Origin of the sequence: Streptomyces sp. GQFP, from assembly GCF_021545335.1 — a bacterium.
Classification (GTDB): domain Bacteria; phylum Actinomycetota; class Actinomycetes; order Streptomycetales; family Streptomycetaceae; genus Streptomyces.
This window is the reverse complement of sequence record NZ_CP089312.1, coordinates 5,997,411-6,016,336: the sequence shown is the minus strand read 5'-3', so window position 1 is coordinate 6,016,336 and position 18,926 is coordinate 5,997,411. Positions and strand designations below refer to the sequence as shown.

Here is an 18,926-nt window from a genome sequence, read left to right as displayed (position 1 = left end):
AGAGTCATGGCGCAGAAAGCAAAGAACACACAGAAACTCATAGGTGACAACATGAACGCCCCGCGTACCCGTACAGGGAGGCGGGGCGTTTTCATGTCTGCGGGGTTGTGTGAGCTGGATCCGCTCGACCACCGTGGCCGGCGCGAGGTAGATCGCCACCTTCAGGCAGGCCGAGGTTCGTCCCATTGGTACAGAGCATCAAGGAAGCGTTGCAACAACGCCTCCTCCGCCATCGTGTTGGTCGGCCCCTTGGGTGGCTTGGTGGCTCCGGGGATGCGTACCGGCATCGTGGTGAGTGGCGGCGGTTTCGCCGCCCTGTCCAGTTCGAGTTCTGCCCACACGATTTTCCCTCCGGCGTGCGGGCAGAAAACATCCCACTGCTTGGCCATCGCCCCAATGAGCAGCAAACCCCGCCCACCTTCGGCGTCTTCGCCGGGGTTACTCGTCACGGGAGCGTCAGAGCTGCTGTCCCAGACATCCAGAACCAGGCTCGTACCGACGGCGCGGAGCTGCACCCCGATGACATGCTCCGCCGTGATTTCCCACGACTTCGGTTCCGGGCCGGTCAGTCCCGTCGCCTGCACAGCGTTGGTGACGAGTTCCGACATGACCAGTTCAGCCGTCTCGACGTAGTCGGCCAAATTCCAACGCGTCAGCGTCAGTCGGACGAGCATGCGCGAGCAGCTGGCAGCCGACGGTACGGCGGCCAGCTGCAAACTGCTGGTGTAGACCCAGTCGCGATTCGGCGGGACCTCTTGTTCTTCGGTCACGAGGAGATCACCTCGAAGACCTCAGCGCCTGCATCCAGTTCCAGCTTGGTGAGCAGGTGAATCTGCAACAGCGGATGAAGCGCGAGGTGATCCATGGTCGGTACGACCACATGGTGGCCACCGGCGCGCTTGAGTTCCGCGATCAGCGACTTGAACTCCCGGTTGCAGCCGGGTGTGAACTCTTGAAAGGTCGTGGCGTAGCGGTAGCCCTCGGAGGCGGCGAAGAGTCGAAGGCCGTCCTCAAGGGCAAGTAGCTCCTCGTCGGTCTGGCTTCGCTGGACGCGCATGTACCCGTAGATCAGGGGACGTTCCTGGTCGGTCACGCGCGCCGCCCCTGAACTACCCAGATACGAGCACCAGTTTCCTGCTCGATGTGTTGGCGCATGGCGTCCTGGAGGCCAGGCAGTCGGGCGAAGTGCCAAAGCGACGGAACGATGATGTCCTTGACCTCATGGTGCTTCAAAGCGTCGAGCATCGCGGAGAACCCTGATTCCGAACACCTGATGTTCTCGGTGAACACCTGGTCGAGCGCGAAGCCTTCGCGCTGGGCGTAGGCGGTCAACTCTCGCTTCACGCGCTCGGATTCATCGTCCGCTTCCTCGATGCCCACGACGCGCATGTAGCCGTAAATTGCAGGTCGCATGAAGTCCCCTTTCGCCTTTGGAAGCCGGTCCAATGGCGGGCTTGGGGCCAGGCGCCGCTGGACCGGCGTAACGGCCAGAAAAGCCCCTTGACCTGCGGAAACCCAGAGCGAAGGAGGGGCAAGAACGATGCAAAAATGAGGCAAGGACGGCCTTGACCTGCGTAAACGGCCCCCGGGTGGCTATGGTGGGTACGCCCCCGAGCCCCGGGAGGGAAGTGCAATGGCGGCCAAGCGCATGCGGCTCGCTCAGCGTCGCAAATCTGCGGGCTACAGCCAAGACAAGCTCGCCGAACGACTGGGCATCGAGCGCTCGACGGTCGTGCGCTGGGAAACGGCCGAGAGTGAACCTCAGCCCTGGGTACGTCCCAAGCTCGCCGCCGCGCTCAACGTGACACTCGACGAGTTGGAGTCCCTACTCGACGACGTGACGGTCATCCAGACGAAGCCCAGCGAGCGCATGAGCTACGTCCTGGAACACCCTTCGTCAGTAGACCTGGTGGCAGTCGCCTACTTACACGAGCGGATTCGCCAACTCGACGAGCGGTACGACAGAGCACCCTCGACGGCCCTGCTCGGACCCGCCGGCCAGGTCCACGGGCAGGTGAAGTTCCTTCGAGAGAACGCGACCAACCCCCGCGTGCGCAAAGCCCTCTTCGAAGTCGAGGCTGAGTCGGCCACGTTCATGGGACAGCTCGTCTGGGACGTGAGCCAGCGGCGCGACCACGACGCACCGGTCGCCTATCTGGACGAGGCGGTGGCCGCGGCCCGCCAGGTACGAGATCCGTACGCCGAGGCATACGCGACGCTACGCAAGAGCTTCGTGGCGCTCTACGGCGAGAAAGACCCCCTCAAGGGCGCAACGCTCGCGGGACAGGCGGCGGAGGTCGCACGATCCGCCAGTCCTTCCCTCACCGGGCTGAGTTTGCTTCACGTGGCCGAGGGCTACGCCATGAGCGGCGACCTCAAGTCATGCGAGGAGGCACTGACGCAAGCGGAGGCGCAGCTCGACCGGGTCGGTGCCGACGACGTAGCGGCCGAGTACTACACGATCAACGAGTTCAGCCGCTTGTCGGGCTCGTGCTATCTCTTCTTGAACCTACCCGAGCGCGCCGAGCCCATCCTGCGTATGACCGCCAGGGCGCTCGCCGCGAAGCAGAAGAGCCAGGCCATCGCGCTCGGCAACCTCACCTTGTCACTGATCCGCCAGCGTAAGCTCGACGACGCGGCAGCCACCATGCACCGGACGATCGACGCCGTGGAGCTGACACGCGGTGGCGGCGGTCTTAACCTGGCATTCGCCGCTGGTCGAGAGCTTCGAGAGTGGCGGCACGAGCCGTGGGTGCAGGACGTCAATGATCGTCTTCTGGCCCTCATGGCGGCGATCTGACGGGACCGGTAGGGGCACATGAGGAACATCGACCAGGCCAAGGAAGCCGTCCGCGACCAGGTGTGGCACCTGCTCGAACGCGAAGGCGCAGTGCCAGAAGGCTCGTACGGCAAGATCCCCGGGTTCTACGGGGCGGAGGCGACGGTCGACCGCCTAGCCGAGCTGGACGTATGGAAGCGCGCCCGGACGGTCAAAGCGAATCCCGACTGGGCCCAACTGCCGGTCCGTATCCGCGCTCTCGAGGACGGCAAGCTGCTCTATATGGCCGTCCCAAGGATGGCGAGCCTCCAGCCGTTCTACTTGCTGGACCCCGAGACGCTTGAACTACCTGTCGAGCAGGCCGCCGAGAAGAAGGGCGCCGCACAGGTGGCTCGCAGGGTCGGCGTCGAGGACATGCGCCCGATCGACGTCGTGATCTGCGGCAGCGTCGCGGTCAACCGTTCCGGCGCACGCATCGGCAAGGGCGCGGGGTACTCCGACCTGGAGGTGGCGCTCCTGATAGAGGCGGGCCTCGTGACGGACGAGACGGTCATCGTCGCGCCTGTCCACCAGCTCCAGGTGGTCGACGAGGAGATCCCCGAGACCGAGCACGACTTCAGTGTCGACCTCATCGTCACGCCAGACGAGGTGATGAGGTGCCCGGGGCGTCGCCGGCCACGGGGGCTTGTCTGGAGCGACCTCACGCCGGAGAAGATCGCGGCGATTCCGGTGCTGGCTGCGCAGGCGAATTCACGTCAAGAGAACTGAAGTGCGGTACTCACCCAAGAGCCTGTAACTCAGCCCACCCATCGCTACTCTCTGTAGTCTTTGGTCTCGTGTGTGGCGGGTTGAACCCAAGCGAGCCACCGACACCAAACCAGCCCGTAAAGTTCGCTCTCAGAGGTCCAGCCGACGCCACCCAAGACAGGCTGGATGCATGACGCCCGAAGGATGGACAGCATATGAGGAAGTCGCTGCTGGAGCAGCTCCCGGGCATCGTCGCCGCGGGCAAGCGACAGGCCGCCCAAGTCCTAGAGCAGCTCGAGGGGCGAAACAAGGTAAGCCTCCAAACTCGTGAGCTTGTCATCCCCTCCAAGGACACTGCCGCGGAAGACCTATTTCACGCAGGTCGCACGAGCGAGGTAAGCGACTTCCCTAACCGCCTTATTTACGGGGACAACCTTCTCGCCATGGCGGCATTGCTCGCAGGCGACGAGGAGACACCAAGCCTCCTGGGCAAGCTGGATCTGATCTATATCGACCCGCCATTCGACTCAAAAGCCGATTACCGATCCAAAATAACCCTACCGGGTACAACGATCGACCAAAAGCCCACGGTCCTTGAGCAGTTCGCCTACTCCGACACATGGTCGGACGGCACGGCTTCCTATCTCGCCATGATCACTCCACGCCTCTATCTCATGCGGGAGCTCCTCAGCGACTCAGGGTCCATTTTTGTCCACCTCGATTGGCACGTAGGACACTACGTGAAGATCATCCTTGATGAGATCTTCGGCAGTGATCGTTTCGTCAACGACATCATTTGGTGGTACTACAACAAAATGCAGGGGAATATTAACACTTTCCCCAGAAATCACGACATGATCCTGTACTACCGAAAGTCGACAGATTTCACATTCAATCCCCAGAAGGAGCGACGAGAAAAACCAATCAACCAGATTAAACGAGTCTGGTCAAAGGAAAAGGGCGCCATCGTCAACGCTAAAGACGAGAACGGAAAGGTTATCTACGTAGAATCAACTCATCGAACAATCGACGACGTGTGGCGAATTTCCATGCTACAACCTGCCGACAAAACGCAGAATCTGCGATTTAACACGCAAAAACCTGAAGCAATTCTTGAGCGCATCATCCAATCAACTACCGATGAAGGTGCGCTTGTCGCAGACTTCTTCATGGGGTCTGGAACCACGCCAGCCGTAGCCGAACGGCTTGGTCGGCGATGGATTGCAACGGATCTTGGCAAACCAGCAGCCATGATCACTCGGAAAAGACTGATCGATCAAAACGCGAAGCCTTTCCTCTACCAGGCGATTGGCGACTACCAGATCGAACAGGCTCGGACGACTCTAGGTCGCAACTTCCGTGTTGGCGATCTCGCCAAGGTCGTACTTGATCTCTATGGGGCGCTACCTCTGCCAGCTCAGGAGAATGTCAACGGCAGCCTTGGCCGCCTCCCCGGATCCCGCACCCTCGTCTTCGCAGACAGCCCATCGCGATTGACAACTGTCAGCACTTTGCGCCGCGCGCAAGGCTACCGCGATAGTAAGCTCGGTGGGTTCGACAAGGTCATCGTGCTGGGCTGGAACTTCTCAGCAGGGATTGGGCATGACATCAGTGACCTAAACGACCCTAACCTCGAGGTGCTGGTCATCCCGCCGGACCTATTGGACCGGTTGAAAAAGAAGGGTGCGGACAAGCTTGCGAGTGAAGTTCGCTTCTCCAGTCTCCAGTATCTCCAGGCCACTATTTCTGGACGCCTCCAGATGGGAGGTGAAGAAGAGTTGCGTGTCGACCTCAAAAACTACGTTCTCCTCTCGCCTGAGGCCATCAACCTCGATGAAAAGAATCGAGCGGAGCTTTGGCGAGTAATGAACGCCGAACCCCTTGCCCTCATCGAGTATTGGGCAGTCGATCCGGACTACGACGGAGAAGTTTTCCGTTCGGTTTGGCAGGACTACCGAGGTAATACTGAGAACAATAACGACGAACTACGGGTTGTCACCAAGGCAATTCTACAGTTGCCCGCTTTCGAAGGCCCACGACGCGTTTGCATCCGGGCAGTCGATGTCTTCGGATTCGAATCCGAGGTAATCCTCGAAGGTGTGGAGGTGACGGCATGAGCGCGCCACGCGACCTTTTCCCTCTAGCCACGGGCTTGTCACGACTTGTTGACGGACAGGTTAATGCCCTGGTAGCCGGGACACATACAGACCTGCTAGACCAGGTGACCCCAACAACGGCGGAGTTGCTCAAATTCTGGTTTCAGCGCGACTACTGCGAACTGCGTCGCATGAACTTCCACGAAGGGCAACGGTCGGCCATCCTTCACATTGTCTACGCGCACGAGGTCATCGGGGCACGTAGCTTGCAGGAGCTCTATGAGGCCGTTGCAGGCGAAGCCATGCTTGGCGGTGGCTTGCTCGGGGAAGTCACTCGAGACCGCCATAAGCATCCCAAGTATGCGGCCAAAATGGCCACAGGGACGGGAAAAACTTGGGTGCTCAATGCCCTGTTGGCTTGGCAGTACCTCAATAAACAGGCCTCGCCAAGCGATGAGCGCTTCACTAGCAACTTTCTAGTCGTGGCCCCAGGACTGATCGTCTATGACCGGTTGCTCGACTCATTCCAGGGGAAGCTGAAGGACGGTGAGCGGGACTTCACTACCAGCGACATTTACAGTCAAGGTGATCTATTCGTCCCCGAGAATTACCGCGCCCAGCTCTTCGGCTTTTTGCAGTCATCAGTAGTAACCAAAGCTGACATCGGCCATAAGGTCACTGGCTCTGGCATGCTAGCCCTCACAAACTGGCATCTACTCGCGGGCAAGGAAGATCCGGATTTCCTCGCAGAGGATAGCAAAGACATCGAGGCACCCGGCCACGAAATCGACGCAAAGGCGGCAGTAGAAAGCTTCTTTCCTCTGACACCGGGAACGGCTACTGGCAATGCCCTCAACGTCCTGAATCGGCGCCATCTACGTGGGGGACCACTCGAGTCTCTCAAGGAGCTGCCGGATCTGCTGGTCTTCAATGACGAGGCGCATCACATCCATGAGGTTCGCCGCTCGGATGAAGTGACGGACGTTGAGTGGCAGAGAAGTCTCCTGGACATCGCCGCTACTAAGGGGCCCCGCTTCATCCAGATCGATTTCTCGGCCACCCCATACAACGAGGTCGGTTCGGGAAAGAATAAGGCCAAGGAGTATTTTCCGCACATCGTGGTTGATTTTGACCTCAAGTCGGCCATGCGAGCCGGTCTGGTCAAATCCTTGGCGTTGGACAAACGGAAGGATGTAGCCTCTCTACCGCTCGATTTCAAAGCCGAACGCGACGAGAAAAACCGTGTCACGGGCCTATCAAATGGGCAGCGGGTTATGCTCCGCGCCGGCCTCAAGAAACTTCAGATTCTAGAGGGACAGTTCTCCTCCACTGACCCGAATCAGCATCCTAAGATGCTGGTGATCTGCGAAGACACGAATGTCGCTCCGCACGTTGTTGAATTTCTACAGACCAGCGGATTGTCCCAGGATGAAATTCTGCGCGTCGATTCTGGCCGTAAGGCTGAACTAGCCGCTAAGGACTGGGAGCCGATCCGAGAACGGCTATTTGACGTCGACCGCCATGCGGAGCCGAAAGTCATCGTCAGCGTGCTTATGCTGCGAGAAGGCTTCGACGTCAATAACATCTGCGTAGTCGTACCGCTTCGCTCGTCTGAAGCCTCAATTCTGCTTGAACAGACCATTGGGCGTGGCCTGCGACTCATGTGGCGCGGGAATGAAGCGATCGACGAGCTGAAGCAAGAGACCCGTAACCGGATCCGGCAACGTCTCGAGCCAACCAACTATTTCGATGTGCTATTTATCGTCGAACATCCAAGGTTCTCCGACTTTTACGACGAGCTGCTCAGCGATGGGCTCGCAACCGAAGTCAGTGAGGCTGAAGACGACATAAATGCGACTGGCGATCTGCAACATGTCGACCTGCGCGTTGGCTACCAGGCTTACGACTTCGAGGTGCCGGTCATCATCCGTGACGCCGACGAGGAACTCAAGCGGCCTAGCATTGACCCCGCACGTCTGTCCACAAGCAAATACCAGCTTGAATGGCTTCTGCGGCAGATCGGCACCGGCGACCGTTTCGTCTCTCAGGATGCCCAGACTGGCACTCAATACGGCGACTATCGGGTGGATGGCGGCATCCTAACCGCCACGGGATACAACGACTACCTGTCACGCATGACAACGCGTATCACTGAGGCGCTCGGGCGTGGCATCACCAGTAGCGCCGGCAAGTACAAGTCGATGAGCCAGTATCCAATCCTGCAAGCATACAAGCCGTTGCTGGCAGGCTGGCTCGACTCCTATATCAGGAACCGTCTTTTTAACCAGAAATTCGACCCCTTGGAAGACGAGAACTGGCGGGTGCTACTGCTGGACGATGTGGCCCATGAAATCGCGGGCACCTTTGCGACTAAACTAACTGAGGTCCAAGCTAATCAGCCAGTGCTCGAGGCGGAAGTTCAGTACCGAAGAACTTCTGAGGTGCAAACAATCCCGGTGCGCGCAAGCGCGAGTGTCGATGTTCACAAATGCATCTATCCCAAGCTTCCAGTTCCATCAAAGAGCGGTGGTTTGGAACGTCTCTTCATCGAGTGGGCTGATCAGGACAGTCGAGTCGAGGCCATCATCAAGGTTCACGAGTACCGGCACGATTTCCTGCGTCGGCCATACCTTAAAACCGATGGCATGCCAGCCCACTACTCTCCAGACTTCCTGGTACGAACCAGCAGCGACATTTACGTTGTAGAGACAAAGGCTCAATCTGCCCTCAGTGATGAAAACGTCAGACGCAAACAGCGTGCCGCTCTGGCATGGTGCGAGCAACTCAACCATTTGCCGATCGAACAAAGAGATGGATTCGAATGGCACTATGTACTCATCGGTGAATCCATAGTGCGTGAGTGGCACCGCAAGAACGTCCGCGCCAGCGAACTACTCGACTATGCTCGGCTAAGTCATTCCGAGGGCCCAGAGCAGGGCACATTGATTTGATCCTGAGCGGGTGGGCAGCGGAGCATACGCCTCGCTGCCCATCCTGATCAACGCTGTTGCAGTTTAAGATCCATGCCCTCGAAACTTGCGCGTACCTGAGGCGCAGAGTTGAAAGCAGAAGCGCACTACGGTCGGGCGCTTGCGTTCTTCTATCACGCTACGGGTGGCCGCATCTTTAGTCCCGCGCGCTTGAGTGCCTTCCATACCGTGCTTCCGCTGACGTGCAGCTCTCGCCCGATTTGGTTCGTGCTCCAGCCCTGCTCGTAGAGTTCCTTCGCCCTGGCCAACCGCGTAGCTGTCATCTTGACCATCGGCCGCTTCGCGACGCCCGCGCGCTCCAGGTGCCGATCTACCGTGTGGCGATGGACGCCGTACTGACGAGACAGCTCGCTCATCTCGGCTCCGTGTCGGTATGCCTCGACCAGCTCCACCACCTCGTCCGGCGACAGCATCCGGCACTCACGGATCTCTGTCGCTACTGCTGGATCGGACGATTCTGGCTCTACCTGCGGCAACGCCGTTCCACCAGCCTGTTCTAGCGCCTTGAACAGCCGCGCAAGGGGTTTACTCGGGTTCGAAAGCGAGTCACGGAGGCGCACAGGGAAAATCGCAGGTCAAGGGCCCTTCCGTCCGGCAGACGGGAGGGCCCTTGGGCTGTCGGGGGCCTGGGGGTGCAGGCCTGTCACTGGCGGCTGATCGCGCGGGAGATTCCTGCCGTGACCGTCGTGGCCAGGATCCAGCCCGACGCGATCAGTGTGTAGGCCAGCCATTGGCCGGTGTCCCGGGGAGCGAAGGCGGATTCCTGGCCGAAGGTGATGATCGGGACCAGTAGGTCGAGGGTGTAGAAGACCGCGTTGAACTGTGGTGCCTTGCCCGCTTCGAGCGGTGCAGGGGGATGCGGGCCGAAGTAAAGCGCGCCGCAGACGAGCAGGGCCAGCAGCCAGAGGCCGGCGCGGAGGGGGCGGTAGCCGTAGCCGACGGCGGCGTCCTGGACGTACCCCCAGACGCGGACGTGCGGGGCGAGGGTCGTGCGGCGGTGGCGCTGTCTGGCGAGCAGTACCGTGCGCGCTTCGTCCTCGTGCCCCAGTTTCCGGTAGGCCGCGGCCAGTTGCTCGTACGGCTGGGGCAGGTAGCCGTCGCCGGTGCGTCTGATCCAGCGGACTCTCTCGGCTGCCGGGAGGGGGTTCGCGAGGGCGTCGTACCTCGTCTCGGCCAGGCGGAGGTCGGCGGGCCAGGTGTCCGGGGCGTCGTACAGCGTGCCCAGGTGGGCGTTGCGTGCGTCGACCGTGCCGTCGATGGGCAGGCGGGTGCGCAGGTCGGTCTCCCGGGCCTGGGTCGCGCGCAGGGACAGGGCGGTGCCCTCGGGGTGGGTGAGGGTGAGGGTGAGTGTGGCGTCGCGGAAGCTGAGTTCCGTGCCGATGCGGGTGCCGTCTAGTTTGATGCCGCCCTCGACCGTGAGGCCACGGCCGAGGTCGATGTTGCGGCTGACCGTGACATCGATCGCCTCCAGGGCGATGTCACCGGCATTGCTCAGCCGGGCGCCGCAGAAGCCGAGGCCCGCTCCGACCGTGGCGCCGGAGAGGATGATCCGCCCTTCCGCGCTGAACCCCGGATGGAAGGTGAAGTCCTCGGTGATCCGGACGTGGTAGGCGTCGAGGGCGTGACCGCCGGGGTTTCGCAGCGCGGCGCCGTCGAGGGCGAACTCGCCGTCTATGGACGCCCCGGAGAGGCGGAAGCCTCCGTCGACGGTCAGGTTGGTGCACAGCGCGTCGCCGCCCACCGTGGCGTGGACGGCGGATATCGCCTCGCCGCCGGGAGCGGTGATCGTCGTGTCGCTCAGGTCCAGGTCGCCGTTGATCTGGGCGCGGGTGAGGACGAGAGGCCCCGTCAGCTGGCAGCGGGAGAGCACCAGTCGGGCGTCGATCTGGGCCGTGTCGGCGATCAGGCCCGGCAGGTCGCAGCCGGTGATCACCAGCTCGCGGGTCCGGGCGCCCCGCAGCTGCGGGGCCTCGTCGAAGCGGCAGTCGGTCAGGACGACGGGTACGGCGATCTCGGCGAACCGGAGATCCAGGCGGCCGGTGATCCGCGCGCCGGTCAGACGCAGCGCGGGGCGGTCGCCCGGGCCGGGTTCGGGGCCGGCGCCCAGCAGCAGCGCGGCGACGACTTCGGCCCGGACCACCGCGCCTTCCGTCGGAGTCGACGCCGGAACGTCCCGGACGTCGACGGTGCGTCCTTGTGGGAAAGAGTCCCACAACTGCCGTTCGGGAGCGTTGAGTTCGTCGAGGCGCATGATCGACGATCATCCTGGCAGGGCGACGCGCCGGACAAGTCCTTTCAGGCGTCCCGCACAGTCAGCGCGTCGACCAGCTGCCGGGCGCGTGTCTCCTCGCTCAGGAGGAGCTCGACCAGCGGGCCCGTGCCCGGGTCGACCGGCGATTCGCCGCCGGAGTCGGCCGTACTCACCCCGCTCGGGCTCGCGGCTTCTTCGAGGTACTGCTCGACAGGGCGGGCGTCGGCCGTCAGATGGACGCGATCGCCGGTCAGCGCACTGTGCACCGAGGCGTAGTCGATGCCCAGGCCGGCCAGCCGCTCGCCGCCCGCGTACCGGGTGTCGGGAGCGGGAGCGTTCTCCCCCGCCAGATGCGGGTACCGGAGCGCGACCTCGTGGGTGGCGAGGATCGCCAGCAGGACGTGCTCGGTGCCGACCGTCCTGTCGCCGAGGCGACGCGCCTGCTCGTAGGTCTCCATCCCGGTCCACCAGGCGGGCTTGGACGCCAGGTTGATCCCGGCGCTGTTGACCAGCCAGCGCTTCCAGAAGGGCAGATGACGGTACTGGTCACGGCCGAGAAGTACGTCGCGGGTGGCGTGCAGATGGGGTGCGAGGCCGTCCGCCTCACCGACCGTGCCACCGGTGCCTCCGTCGAGGCGGTCCCGTACGGCTTGCGGTGAAACCCCGCAGACGCCCAGCAACTCCACCGCGCGGCTGTCCTCCGCGCGGTTGCCCTCCGCCCGGCGGTCCTCCGTACGGCTGTCCTCCGTACGGCTGTCCTCTGTACGACTGTCCTCCGTACGGCCGTCCTCCGTACGACTGTCCTCCTCCAGCAACGCCCGCAGCAGATGGACCGCGCCGAACTTCGACGCGCCTTCTCCTCGTGCCTGCCCCATCGCCGCCCTCAGCGCCCCGGCCGCGGCGCCCGTGAAGCGGTCGCGCCCGCCCCCGTCCTCCCCCAGCACGTCCTGCGCGGCGACGCTTTCCTCGGCGTCGTCGGCACCGCGCCACGCGTCGTCCCGGACCATCCGGTTCCGTATCACCGCCAACAGCGCGGTCTGGGTGGCCCCTTCGGCGGCGAGTGCTTCGCGCGCGGGCCCTTTGGTCGTGGTGATGGCGGCGAGGAGGTGCTCGGTGCCGATGGCCGCGCCGTCGGTCGCGAGCGCGCCGCCCCGGGCGGCCCCCAGGATGCCCACGGTCTTCCAGTCGGGCTCGATGATCGATTCCACGATCGCTTCCATGCTGTCTTCCCGCTTCTTGCCGGTCATGGCGTCCAGCCTCCCCGACGGCGGGTGGTATTCGCGTCGCACCAGGGGTGGATCTCCTTCTCCATCTGTGGATAGGGAACGGGCTCGGGTGACGGAGTGCGGGGGCGGCGTCCCGAAACCACGGAACGCCGCCCCCGTGTCGCTGACGCGGATCAACTGGTCGTGCAGGCAGTGCCGTTGACGGTGAAGGCGGTCGGCGCCGCGTTGGTCGCCCCCTTCACCCCGATGAAGCCGACGGTGACCGAGCCCGCCGCCGGGATCGTGGCTGTGTAGGAGGCGGGTACGACGCTCACGGCGGCGCCCGTCTGGGTGGGTGTGCCGCCCCACATGTTGCTGATGGTCTGGCCGTTGGCGAAGGAGAAGCCCAGGGTCCAGTTGGTGAGGGCGGTGGTGCCCGTGTTGCGGAGGGTGATGTCGCCCTGGAAGCCGCCCTGCCACTCGCCGACCACTCGGTAGGCGACCGAGCAGCTGACTCCGGGGGTGCCGCCGCCCTGGGACGTGGTGACGTTCACCGTCGCCGAGCGGGACGAACGGTTGCCGGCCGCGTCACGGGCGTACACGGCGAAGGTGTACGCCGTGGTCGCGGTGAGGCCGGTGACCGTGACGGTGCTGGTGGTGGAGGCGGCGACCGTGGTCTCCGTACCGCCGCTGGCCACTCGTACGACGTCGTAGCCGGCGACGCCGACGTTGTCCGTGGAGGCGGTCCAGGTCAGGTTGGTCGAGGTGGCGGTGGTCGCGGAGGCGGCCGGGGTGCCGGGGGTGGTCGGGGCCTGGGTGTCGGTGCCGGTACCAGCGTAGATCGTGGCCTCTTCGGATGTCTGGGCGATGCCGTTGGCGCCGTTGAAGATGCGTTGGCCCCAGGAGCTGAGCTGCGTCGGGTCGAAGCCGATCGACAGGTCGAGGATCGGGTCCGTGTTGCCGCTCCAGGACCAGGCCAGGTAGCCGAGGTCGAGTTGCTCGGCCGTGGCCATCATGGTGTCCTCGTCCGGGTCGCCCCACTGGTCGGCGGGACCGCCGAACTCGCCTATGAGAATGGGGAGTTCGGCCGCTACGAAGGCGTTGAGGTAGTCGGTGATCTCTGCCGCCGTGTCGAAGACGCTGTACATGTGGATCGAGAAGATCAGGTTGCCGGTGGTGTCCGCGTTGTACACGGACTGGGCGTTGGCACGCATGACGCCCTGCCAGTCCTGGCCCCAGTTGGGCGCGTCCACCATGATCGTGTGCTCGAAGCCGGCGGCGCGGAGTTTCTGTACGGCGGCGATGGTGGGGGCGGTCCAGCCCGCCGGATCGGTGTTGCCCCAGGGCTCGTTGCCGATGTTGATGACGACGTAGTTCTCCTGGCCCGCGAGCACGCTCTTGAGGCCGATCCAGTAGTCGGCCGCCTGGTCGAGCGTGCCGGCGGCGGCGTCCTCGCCGTAGCCGGTGGTGTCGTGCACCTCCAGTACGCAGATCAGCCGGTTGGCCTTGCACTGGGCGACGACGGCGGCCACGTCGGCGGCGGTGTTCGCGGTCCAGCGGTGGCCGTCGGCGAGGACGACGCGGACGGTGTTGGCGCCCAACGCCTTGACGTCCCTGAGGGATTGGGTCTGGTTCGGGTACCAGGTGTGGGCGTGGTTGACGCCCCGCATCACGAAATCGTTGCCGTTGCCTTCGAGGAGACGGCCGTTCGAGATGTGGATGCCGGTGGCTTGGGTGGTGGGTTCGGCCCCTTGTGCGGCGGTCGGGGCGAGCGCCAGGAGACCGAGGAGCATGATCAGTGCGGTCAGCAGGACGGTTAAGGGGCTCTTTCGCGGTGTGCTTCTCGTAGTTCTCACTGCGACTCCAGAAAGTGAGCGCCAAGAAACTTCAGCATCAGCGGAAACGTGGGAGCGCTCCCATGAACCCACCGCGACAGGGGCACGTCAAGATGTTGGGCATCATCCGGCAGCGGATCGCGAGCTGCGGAACGTACGGCGATACGTGCCCGGGGGCACGCCGATCGTGCGGTTGAAGTGGCGGCGCAGGGTGGTGGCGGTGCCCATGCCGACGACCTCCGCGATGGCGTCGACGCGAATTCCCTGGGCGCATTGTCCGCGCACATCTCGGTCGATTTGTTCAGGCAGGTGCCCGTCAGGCCCTGCGCCAGGCGCCAAGCAGTTCGTCGGGACCGTACGCCGCCTGGAGCCCGGTACAACTGACCCCGTTGCGGGAGACCGCGACGAGCGGTACCGGCTCGTCGGCGACCACCGCGCGATGCTTCTGCAGTGCTGCCAGGTCGTGGCTGTCGAACGCGGAGTTCTCCAGCCACTTGACCGAGCCGAGGAAGAGCAACTGCCGGGCCACCGGCTGCCGGTCGGCGCCTACGAGGTCGATCTCGACGTCGTTGCTGCGGGTCCAGTACCCACCGATCGCCGGTACGGCGGGCAGAGCGCCGTCTGGCAGAAGGCGCGCGAGGGACTCCCGGACCAGGGGCTCGACCGCGCGGCCCCGCCAGCTCGTCCACCGTTCCCTGATCCGGCCCAGCGCGAGGTCCCCCCGCCCACGTTCGATCTCCGCCATGTGCGGATCCAGGAACGCGAGCCAGAACCGCAGGTAGGGGTCGGCCACCCGATAGCGGCGTTCCTTCGACGGCCGTAGGGAGAGGGGCAGTTCGGCTGCCACGATCCCTTTCCCGGTCAGGAGATCGGTGGCACGGGTGAGAGTGGTGTGGGAGATGCCGCCGGCGGCGGCGCGCGCGATGTTGGTGAAGGTCCGCTCGCCGGTGCCGATGACCCGTAGGACTTCCCCGCTCATCGCCTGAGGGGAAAATTCGGCGGCCAGTGAGCGCTCGGCGGAGACCAGCAGTGCCGAGATGGGATTGTCGAGCGAGTCACGGAGGAACTCCCACACATCCGCCCCGGGCCGCCACTCCGCGCAGATCAGTGGGAGGCCGCCCGTGATCAGGGCGGTATCGAAGGCGGCTGCCGGTTCCAGGTCGAGCATCTCGCCGATGTCGGCGGGGTTGAGCGGGCCCACGACCATCTCCCGCCCGCGCTGGTGGAAGGGGCGGTCGTAGCTGTTCAGCGCCTCCATCATCGACAGGTCGGAGCCGACCAGGAGGAGCAGGACCGGCTTGCGGCTGAGCAGGCGGTCCACGCCCGCTGCAACATGCCCTCGAAGGCGTCGATGCGGTCCATGAGATACGGGACCTCGTCGATGACGACCACGCTCGGTGTGTCGTCGGGCAGGATCTCTGCGAGGAGTCTGAGGGCCGCGTTCCACTGCGTGGGGGTCTCCTCCGAGAACAGTTCCCGGTCGGGGAGCGTGGACCGGGTGACGGCGTCGAGCAGCTCCGTCAGCTCGTCCTCCGCCGTACCGCCGGCCGCGGTGAAGAAGAGGTACGGGGTCTCGGTGCGCCGGAGGAACTCCTCGACGAGACTGGACTTGCCTACTCGGCGCCTGCCTCGCATGAGGATGCATTGGCCTGGTTTGGGTGTCCCGGCGGCATCGCCGACCGCTTGGAGGGCGTTGCGGAGGACGGTCAGCTCGCGGTCCCTGCCGATGAAGCGGCGCATGAGGAGACTCCCGTGGGCAATGGTATCGGTAGCGATACTATCGCTGCCGATACCATCTTGCCCGAGGGCGTGCTCGGCTTGTTCCCCGCCGTTCGGGGCGGCCCTAATGAGTCCATGGCGGTGCGATGGTGCTGCCATCGGCCAGTTTGGCACTGAGCCCGACACTCGTGGTGACCCACATGTGGGCGGGCTGGTCGGTGGTGTTGGCAACCGCCAGCTCGGAGCCCGCCGGAGCCACCGCCGCGTCACCCGCGCCGAGTTCGGCGGTCTCGCCGCCGATGGTGAGCCGAAGGCGACCCGAGAGGACGTAGAACACCTCCTCGTGACTGATCGTGTGGGCCGGGCCCACCATTCCGGCCGGGATCTCTCCACGCCAGGCGGCGAGGTCCCGACTGCCCGTGTCCGGACGGACATAGGAGACGAAGCGGCCACCGTGGATCTCGTGCACGACGGCCTCGCCGCTGCGGATGAAAGGCATGCCGGCCCCCTATGGATAAGCATCATGGACAAGTAACTTGTCCATAAAGACAAGCAGCTTGCCAAGATACAGTCAAGCCATGGACGACGCTCTGGCCTTCTCCGCACTGGTGCTGGCACTTTCCGGACAGTTGGTGCAGGAGATCCACACTCGCGTGTCCGAGCAGGGATTCGAGGACCTACGGCCCGCACACGGCTTCGCCTTCGCCCGTATCTCCCTGGGCGGTGCCACTACGGCCGCCCTGGCCGAGCACCTGGGGGTGACCAAGCAGGCCGCCGCCCAGCTGGTCGAAGAGCTGGTCCGCAAGGGGTACGTGGTGCGGCATCCACACCCCCACGATGCCCGCGCCCGACTCCTGGAGCTGACCGAGGCCGGCTGGGCCGCCACTCGCGCCGCCGACCAGGCAGCCCGGGCCGCCGTCGCACCATGGCGAGAGTCGCTGGGCGAGGCACGCTTCAGTGAACTTGTCGCCGACCTGACCCGCCTCACTCCATCGGGGCCGATCCGCCCCGCCTGGTGAGCCGACAAGCCACCGGTCACCGCTCCGCCGGTCACCGATCAGCCGGTCAGCGGGTCAGCGGGTCAGCCGGTCAGCCGGTCAGCCGGTCACCGATTAGCCGGTCAGCCGGTCAGCCGGTCACCGATTAGCCGAGGCCGGAAACCCGGCCCGGGAAGAAGTCGGCGCTTTGGACGTACTCCATCGCCTTGGTGAACTCCGGGTCGCCGAGGCGGCGTTCCATCTCCTGCGGGCTCAAGTCCTCCACGCGGGTCTGGATCCAGTACAGGTTGCCCAGCGGATCGCGCACCCGCCCGACCCGGTCTCCGAAGAACAGGTGGGTGACCTCGGTGACCGAGGTGCCGCCGGCCGCGACTGCCTGACGATGCACGGCGTCGGTGTCCTCGACGTAGAGGCGGAGAAAGCCGGGGGTCGGCGGCCACTCCGGCCGCGCGTCGAACATCATCACAACAACCGCGTCCAGTGGCTCGGGGACGGAAGCTGACAGCCCGCTCAGGCGATCGGCAAGTGGACCGTCTTCACCTGGCCGAACCACTCCGGCGGGGTCCGCATAAACAAGGTCAGGATCCTCTGAAGCACCGGCTGACCAGCTGTACGGGACGGCGGTCCTGGCGATCGCCGTCTCCGGCCGACATGGCCACGGCAGGCCGCGGCAGGGCTATGAGAAAGCCCAGCCGCTCCACTGCCCGACCCGAACGGCGACCACGGGGCCCTGGGGAGGGGAGTCCTCGTACTGCCCGTACCGGTCGTACTTGCCGCACAGCAAATCCACCGCGTGCAGCCGCTCCTCGCCGTCCTCCAGGACTTCCCCTCGCCCGTCGGCACGCGCCCACCACAGCCGTGACCAGTCCTCGTCATAGTGGTCGACCAGCACCGTCACCGACGGGTTCTCCCTGATGTTGCGCAACCTCCGCAGGTCCCACGTGGCTTTGGGCTTGTGGTCGACGGCGAAGTACAGGCTGTCGTCCAGGACGACGAAGGTCACGGGTACCGCGTGGGGTACCCCGTGGGGGTCTGCCGTCGCCAGCCGGGCGACGGGCGACGCGATGAAACGTTCGCGGGCAACTGGTGGCGAGAGTTTCATGCGTCCCACGGTAGTCACGCGGATCCCCATTGCTCCTGCCGTCTTCCGCCATGAAAAGGGGACGGGAGGAGGAACTTTGGCGCCGGCAGTTCTCACCCTCGCGCCAACAGGCGGGGCTTCGGCGGGCACTCGACATGCAGGTGCACCGTGTCGCCGCCCGCTGAAGCGGAGAACTTGTCGTACGAGGTGTACTTCTCGTCGTTCAGGATCGGCTGGCCGCACTTGCCGCAGAGCCTCTTCATGAGGTCTTCCCCCTACGCGCCTTCGACCACTCGTGACGCAATCGATCGGCTTCCGGACACGCTCGGGACGTGTCGGCCCGGCACGGGACGCACGACGAGCAGTGCTCCATCAGTGACAGATACCTGTGGGCCACTGGGTCGGTCACAGCCGCGCTCGTCCGGCGCGCGCCGCCGCCGCTCACGGCGTGTTCTCCGAAACCGTAGGAACGCCCACCGCGAGCATGCGCGCAATGCGGTCGGCGCACTCCCTTTCAGCGCCCCGCTCACCGATCTCGTAGTCGAATCCGGTGACGTACCGGTCGGCGACAGCGACAATCTCCTCGGTGAGACGGCTGTTGCGGGGGTTCGTGACGTGCAGCCGCAGTTCGGCTTCGTTCACGACCACCTGGAAGCAGTGTTCTTCCAGGTGGGAGGCGAGTTGTCGCAGGTCGTCAATGTCCACGGACCGACGATCGCAGCCGGTCGGCGGCTCGGGGACACGACAACCTATGACACGGAGTGGATCATGCGAACGGTGACGATCACAGGCACCCGCAACACAGGACACCGGACGCCTGAGGAGTACGCCCGGATCTTCGAGGCCTACGTGGGGCCGTTCGCGAACCACGACGCGCACTTCTGCATCGGCGGCGCCGTCGGCGTCGACTCCTTGGCCTTGGTCTGGCTGGCCGAGAACACCGCAGCGGACCTCACGGTCGTCGTGCCGGGCACTGTCGGGCAACAGCCCCCCGAGGCCCGGCAGGCGATCGCCCGTACCCGGGACCGGATCAAGGAGATCGTGGAACTCCGGGCCGCAGAGCTGGAGTCGGCCGCGTATCACGCACGGAACCGGTGGATGGTCGACCGTTCGTCGATGACGATCGGCTTCCCGCACCGCGACGAGTCCGGCTCCGGGACGTGGCAGACCATCAACTACACATCCGATCAGGGGAAGCCCCGCCTGATCGTGCCCGTGTAGACGC

The 18,926-nt window shown here is 64.3% G+C and carries 18 protein-coding genes and 2 pseudogenes; 6 read left to right on the top strand and 14 right to left on the bottom strand.

Annotation, left to right across the window (positions count from 1 at the left end):
* Nucleotides 1-161 precede the first annotated feature (161 nt).
* Genes LUX31_RS26930 through LUX31_RS26920 form a run of 3 tightly spaced genes read right to left on the bottom strand, consistent with a single transcriptional unit; the run spans nt 162 to nt 1,413 of the window.
* Entirely contained in the window at nt 162-770 is a 609-nt protein-coding gene (locus tag LUX31_RS26930) for an ATP-binding protein (protein WP_235477850.1), read from the bottom strand.
* Complete coding sequence (locus LUX31_RS26925; RefSeq protein WP_235477849.1) at nt 767-1,093, bottom strand: recombinase family protein; 327 nt, start codon at nt 1,091-1,093, stop codon at nt 767-769. Before LUX31_RS26925 ends, LUX31_RS26930 begins: the two co-directional genes overlap by 4 nt.
* The gene (locus tag LUX31_RS26920; RefSeq protein WP_235477847.1) at nt 1,090-1,413 is read right to left on the bottom strand and encodes a recombinase family protein; all 324 of its coding nucleotides are present in this window, start codon (nt 1,411-1,413) and stop codon (nt 1,090-1,092) included. The genes LUX31_RS26925 and LUX31_RS26920 overlap by 4 nt, the downstream gene beginning before the upstream one ends.
* Before the next feature lie 220 nt (nt 1,414-1,633).
* Here LUX31_RS26920 and LUX31_RS26915 point away from each other — a divergent pair, with 220 nt between their 5' ends.
* The 4 genes from LUX31_RS26915 (at nt 1,634) to LUX31_RS26900 (ending at nt 8,573) form a co-directional block, all read left to right on the top strand.
* On the top strand, nt 1,634-2,800 hold the full coding sequence (locus tag LUX31_RS26915; protein WP_235477846.1) for a helix-turn-helix domain-containing protein: 1,167 nt from the start codon (nt 1,634-1,636) through the stop codon (nt 2,798-2,800).
* 18 nt (nt 2,801-2,818) lie between these two features.
* Nucleotides 2,819-3,547, top strand: coding sequence for a 5-formyltetrahydrofolate cyclo-ligase (locus LUX31_RS26910; protein WP_235477845.1), 729 nt, complete (start codon nt 2,819-2,821; stop codon nt 3,545-3,547).
* 194 nt (nt 3,548-3,741) lie between these two features.
* Nucleotides 3,742-5,643: a DNA methyltransferase gene (locus LUX31_RS26905; protein WP_235477843.1), complete on the top strand. Its 1,902-nt coding sequence runs from the start codon at nt 3,742-3,744 to the stop codon at nt 5,641-5,643.
* Nucleotides 5,640-8,573, top strand: a complete 2,934-nt coding sequence (locus LUX31_RS26900) for a DEAD/DEAH box helicase family protein (RefSeq protein WP_235477840.1) — start codon at nt 5,640-5,642, stop codon at nt 8,571-8,573. Before LUX31_RS26905 ends, LUX31_RS26900 begins: the two co-directional genes overlap by 4 nt.
* 152 nt (nt 8,574-8,725) lie before the next feature.
* On the opposite strand, the gene LUX31_RS26895 is transcribed toward LUX31_RS26900, so the two are convergent.
* The 7 genes and pseudogenes from LUX31_RS26895 to LUX31_RS26865 all read right to left on the bottom strand — a co-directional run bounded on the left by LUX31_RS26895 (nt 8,726) and on the right by LUX31_RS26865 (nt 16,121).
* Nucleotides 8,726-9,172, bottom strand: a complete 447-nt coding sequence (locus tag LUX31_RS26895; protein ID WP_235477837.1) for a helix-turn-helix domain-containing protein — start codon at nt 9,170-9,172, stop codon at nt 8,726-8,728.
* Nucleotides 9,173-9,255: 83 nt separating this feature from the next.
* A complete protein-coding gene (locus LUX31_RS26890; protein WP_235477836.1) occupies nt 9,256-10,863 on the bottom strand; it encodes an oxidoreductase in 1,608 nt (535 codons plus the stop codon).
* 44 nt (nt 10,864-10,907) lie between these two features.
* Nucleotides 10,908-12,152, bottom strand: a complete 1,245-nt coding sequence (locus tag LUX31_RS26885; protein ID WP_235477834.1) for a Clp protease N-terminal domain-containing protein — start codon at nt 12,150-12,152, stop codon at nt 10,908-10,910.
* A 110-nt stretch (nt 12,153-12,262) separates the two neighbouring features.
* Entirely contained in the window at nt 12,263-13,924 is a 1,662-nt protein-coding gene (locus LUX31_RS26880; RefSeq protein ID WP_235477833.1) for a cellulase family glycosylhydrolase, read from the bottom strand.
* Between the two features lie 102 nt (nt 13,925-14,026).
* Nucleotides 14,027-14,158, bottom strand: a pseudogene (locus LUX31_RS26875) (AraC family transcriptional regulator); the annotation flags it as partial.
* Nucleotides 14,159-14,219: 61 nt separating this feature from the next.
* A pseudogene (locus tag LUX31_RS26870) lies at nt 14,220-15,643 on the bottom strand (ATP-binding protein).
* 103 nt (nt 15,644-15,746) lie between these two features.
* The gene (locus tag LUX31_RS26865) at nt 15,747-16,121 is read right to left on the bottom strand and encodes a cupin domain-containing protein (RefSeq protein ID WP_235477831.1); all 375 of its coding nucleotides are present in this window, start codon (nt 16,119-16,121) and stop codon (nt 15,747-15,749) included.
* A gap of 79 nt (nt 16,122-16,200) precedes the next feature.
* On the opposite strand from LUX31_RS26865, the gene LUX31_RS26860 reads away from it, so the two are divergent.
* Nucleotides 16,201-16,641 (top strand): MarR family winged helix-turn-helix transcriptional regulator, encoded by a 441-nt coding sequence (locus LUX31_RS26860; protein WP_235477830.1) that lies wholly within the window; start codon nt 16,201-16,203, stop codon nt 16,639-16,641.
* 124 nt (nt 16,642-16,765) lie between these two features.
* Here LUX31_RS26860 and LUX31_RS26855 read toward each other — a convergent pair whose 3' ends face one another.
* The 4 genes from LUX31_RS26855 to LUX31_RS26840 form a co-directional block, all read right to left on the bottom strand.
* Complete coding sequence (locus tag LUX31_RS26855) at nt 16,766-17,083, bottom strand: VOC family protein (RefSeq protein ID WP_235477828.1); 318 nt, start codon at nt 17,081-17,083, stop codon at nt 16,766-16,768.
* A gap of 213 nt (nt 17,084-17,296) precedes the next feature.
* Nucleotides 17,297-17,722, bottom strand: a complete 426-nt coding sequence (locus LUX31_RS26850) for a TIGR03668 family PPOX class F420-dependent oxidoreductase (RefSeq protein WP_235477827.1) — start codon at nt 17,720-17,722, stop codon at nt 17,297-17,299.
* Between the two features lie 92 nt (nt 17,723-17,814).
* On the bottom strand, nt 17,815-17,964 hold the full coding sequence (locus LUX31_RS26845; RefSeq protein ID WP_235477825.1) for a hypothetical protein: 150 nt from the start codon (nt 17,962-17,964) through the stop codon (nt 17,815-17,817).
* 178 nt (nt 17,965-18,142) lie between these two features.
* Entirely contained in the window at nt 18,143-18,406 is a 264-nt protein-coding gene (locus tag LUX31_RS26840) for a hypothetical protein (protein WP_235477824.1), read from the bottom strand.
* Between the two features lie 63 nt (nt 18,407-18,469).
* Here LUX31_RS26840 and LUX31_RS26835 point away from each other — a divergent pair, with 63 nt between their 5' ends.
* Nucleotides 18,470-18,922, top strand: coding sequence for a DNA-processing protein DprA (locus LUX31_RS26835; protein ID WP_235477822.1), 453 nt, complete (start codon nt 18,470-18,472; stop codon nt 18,920-18,922).
* The last annotated feature ends 4 nt before the right edge of the window (nt 18,923-18,926 follow it).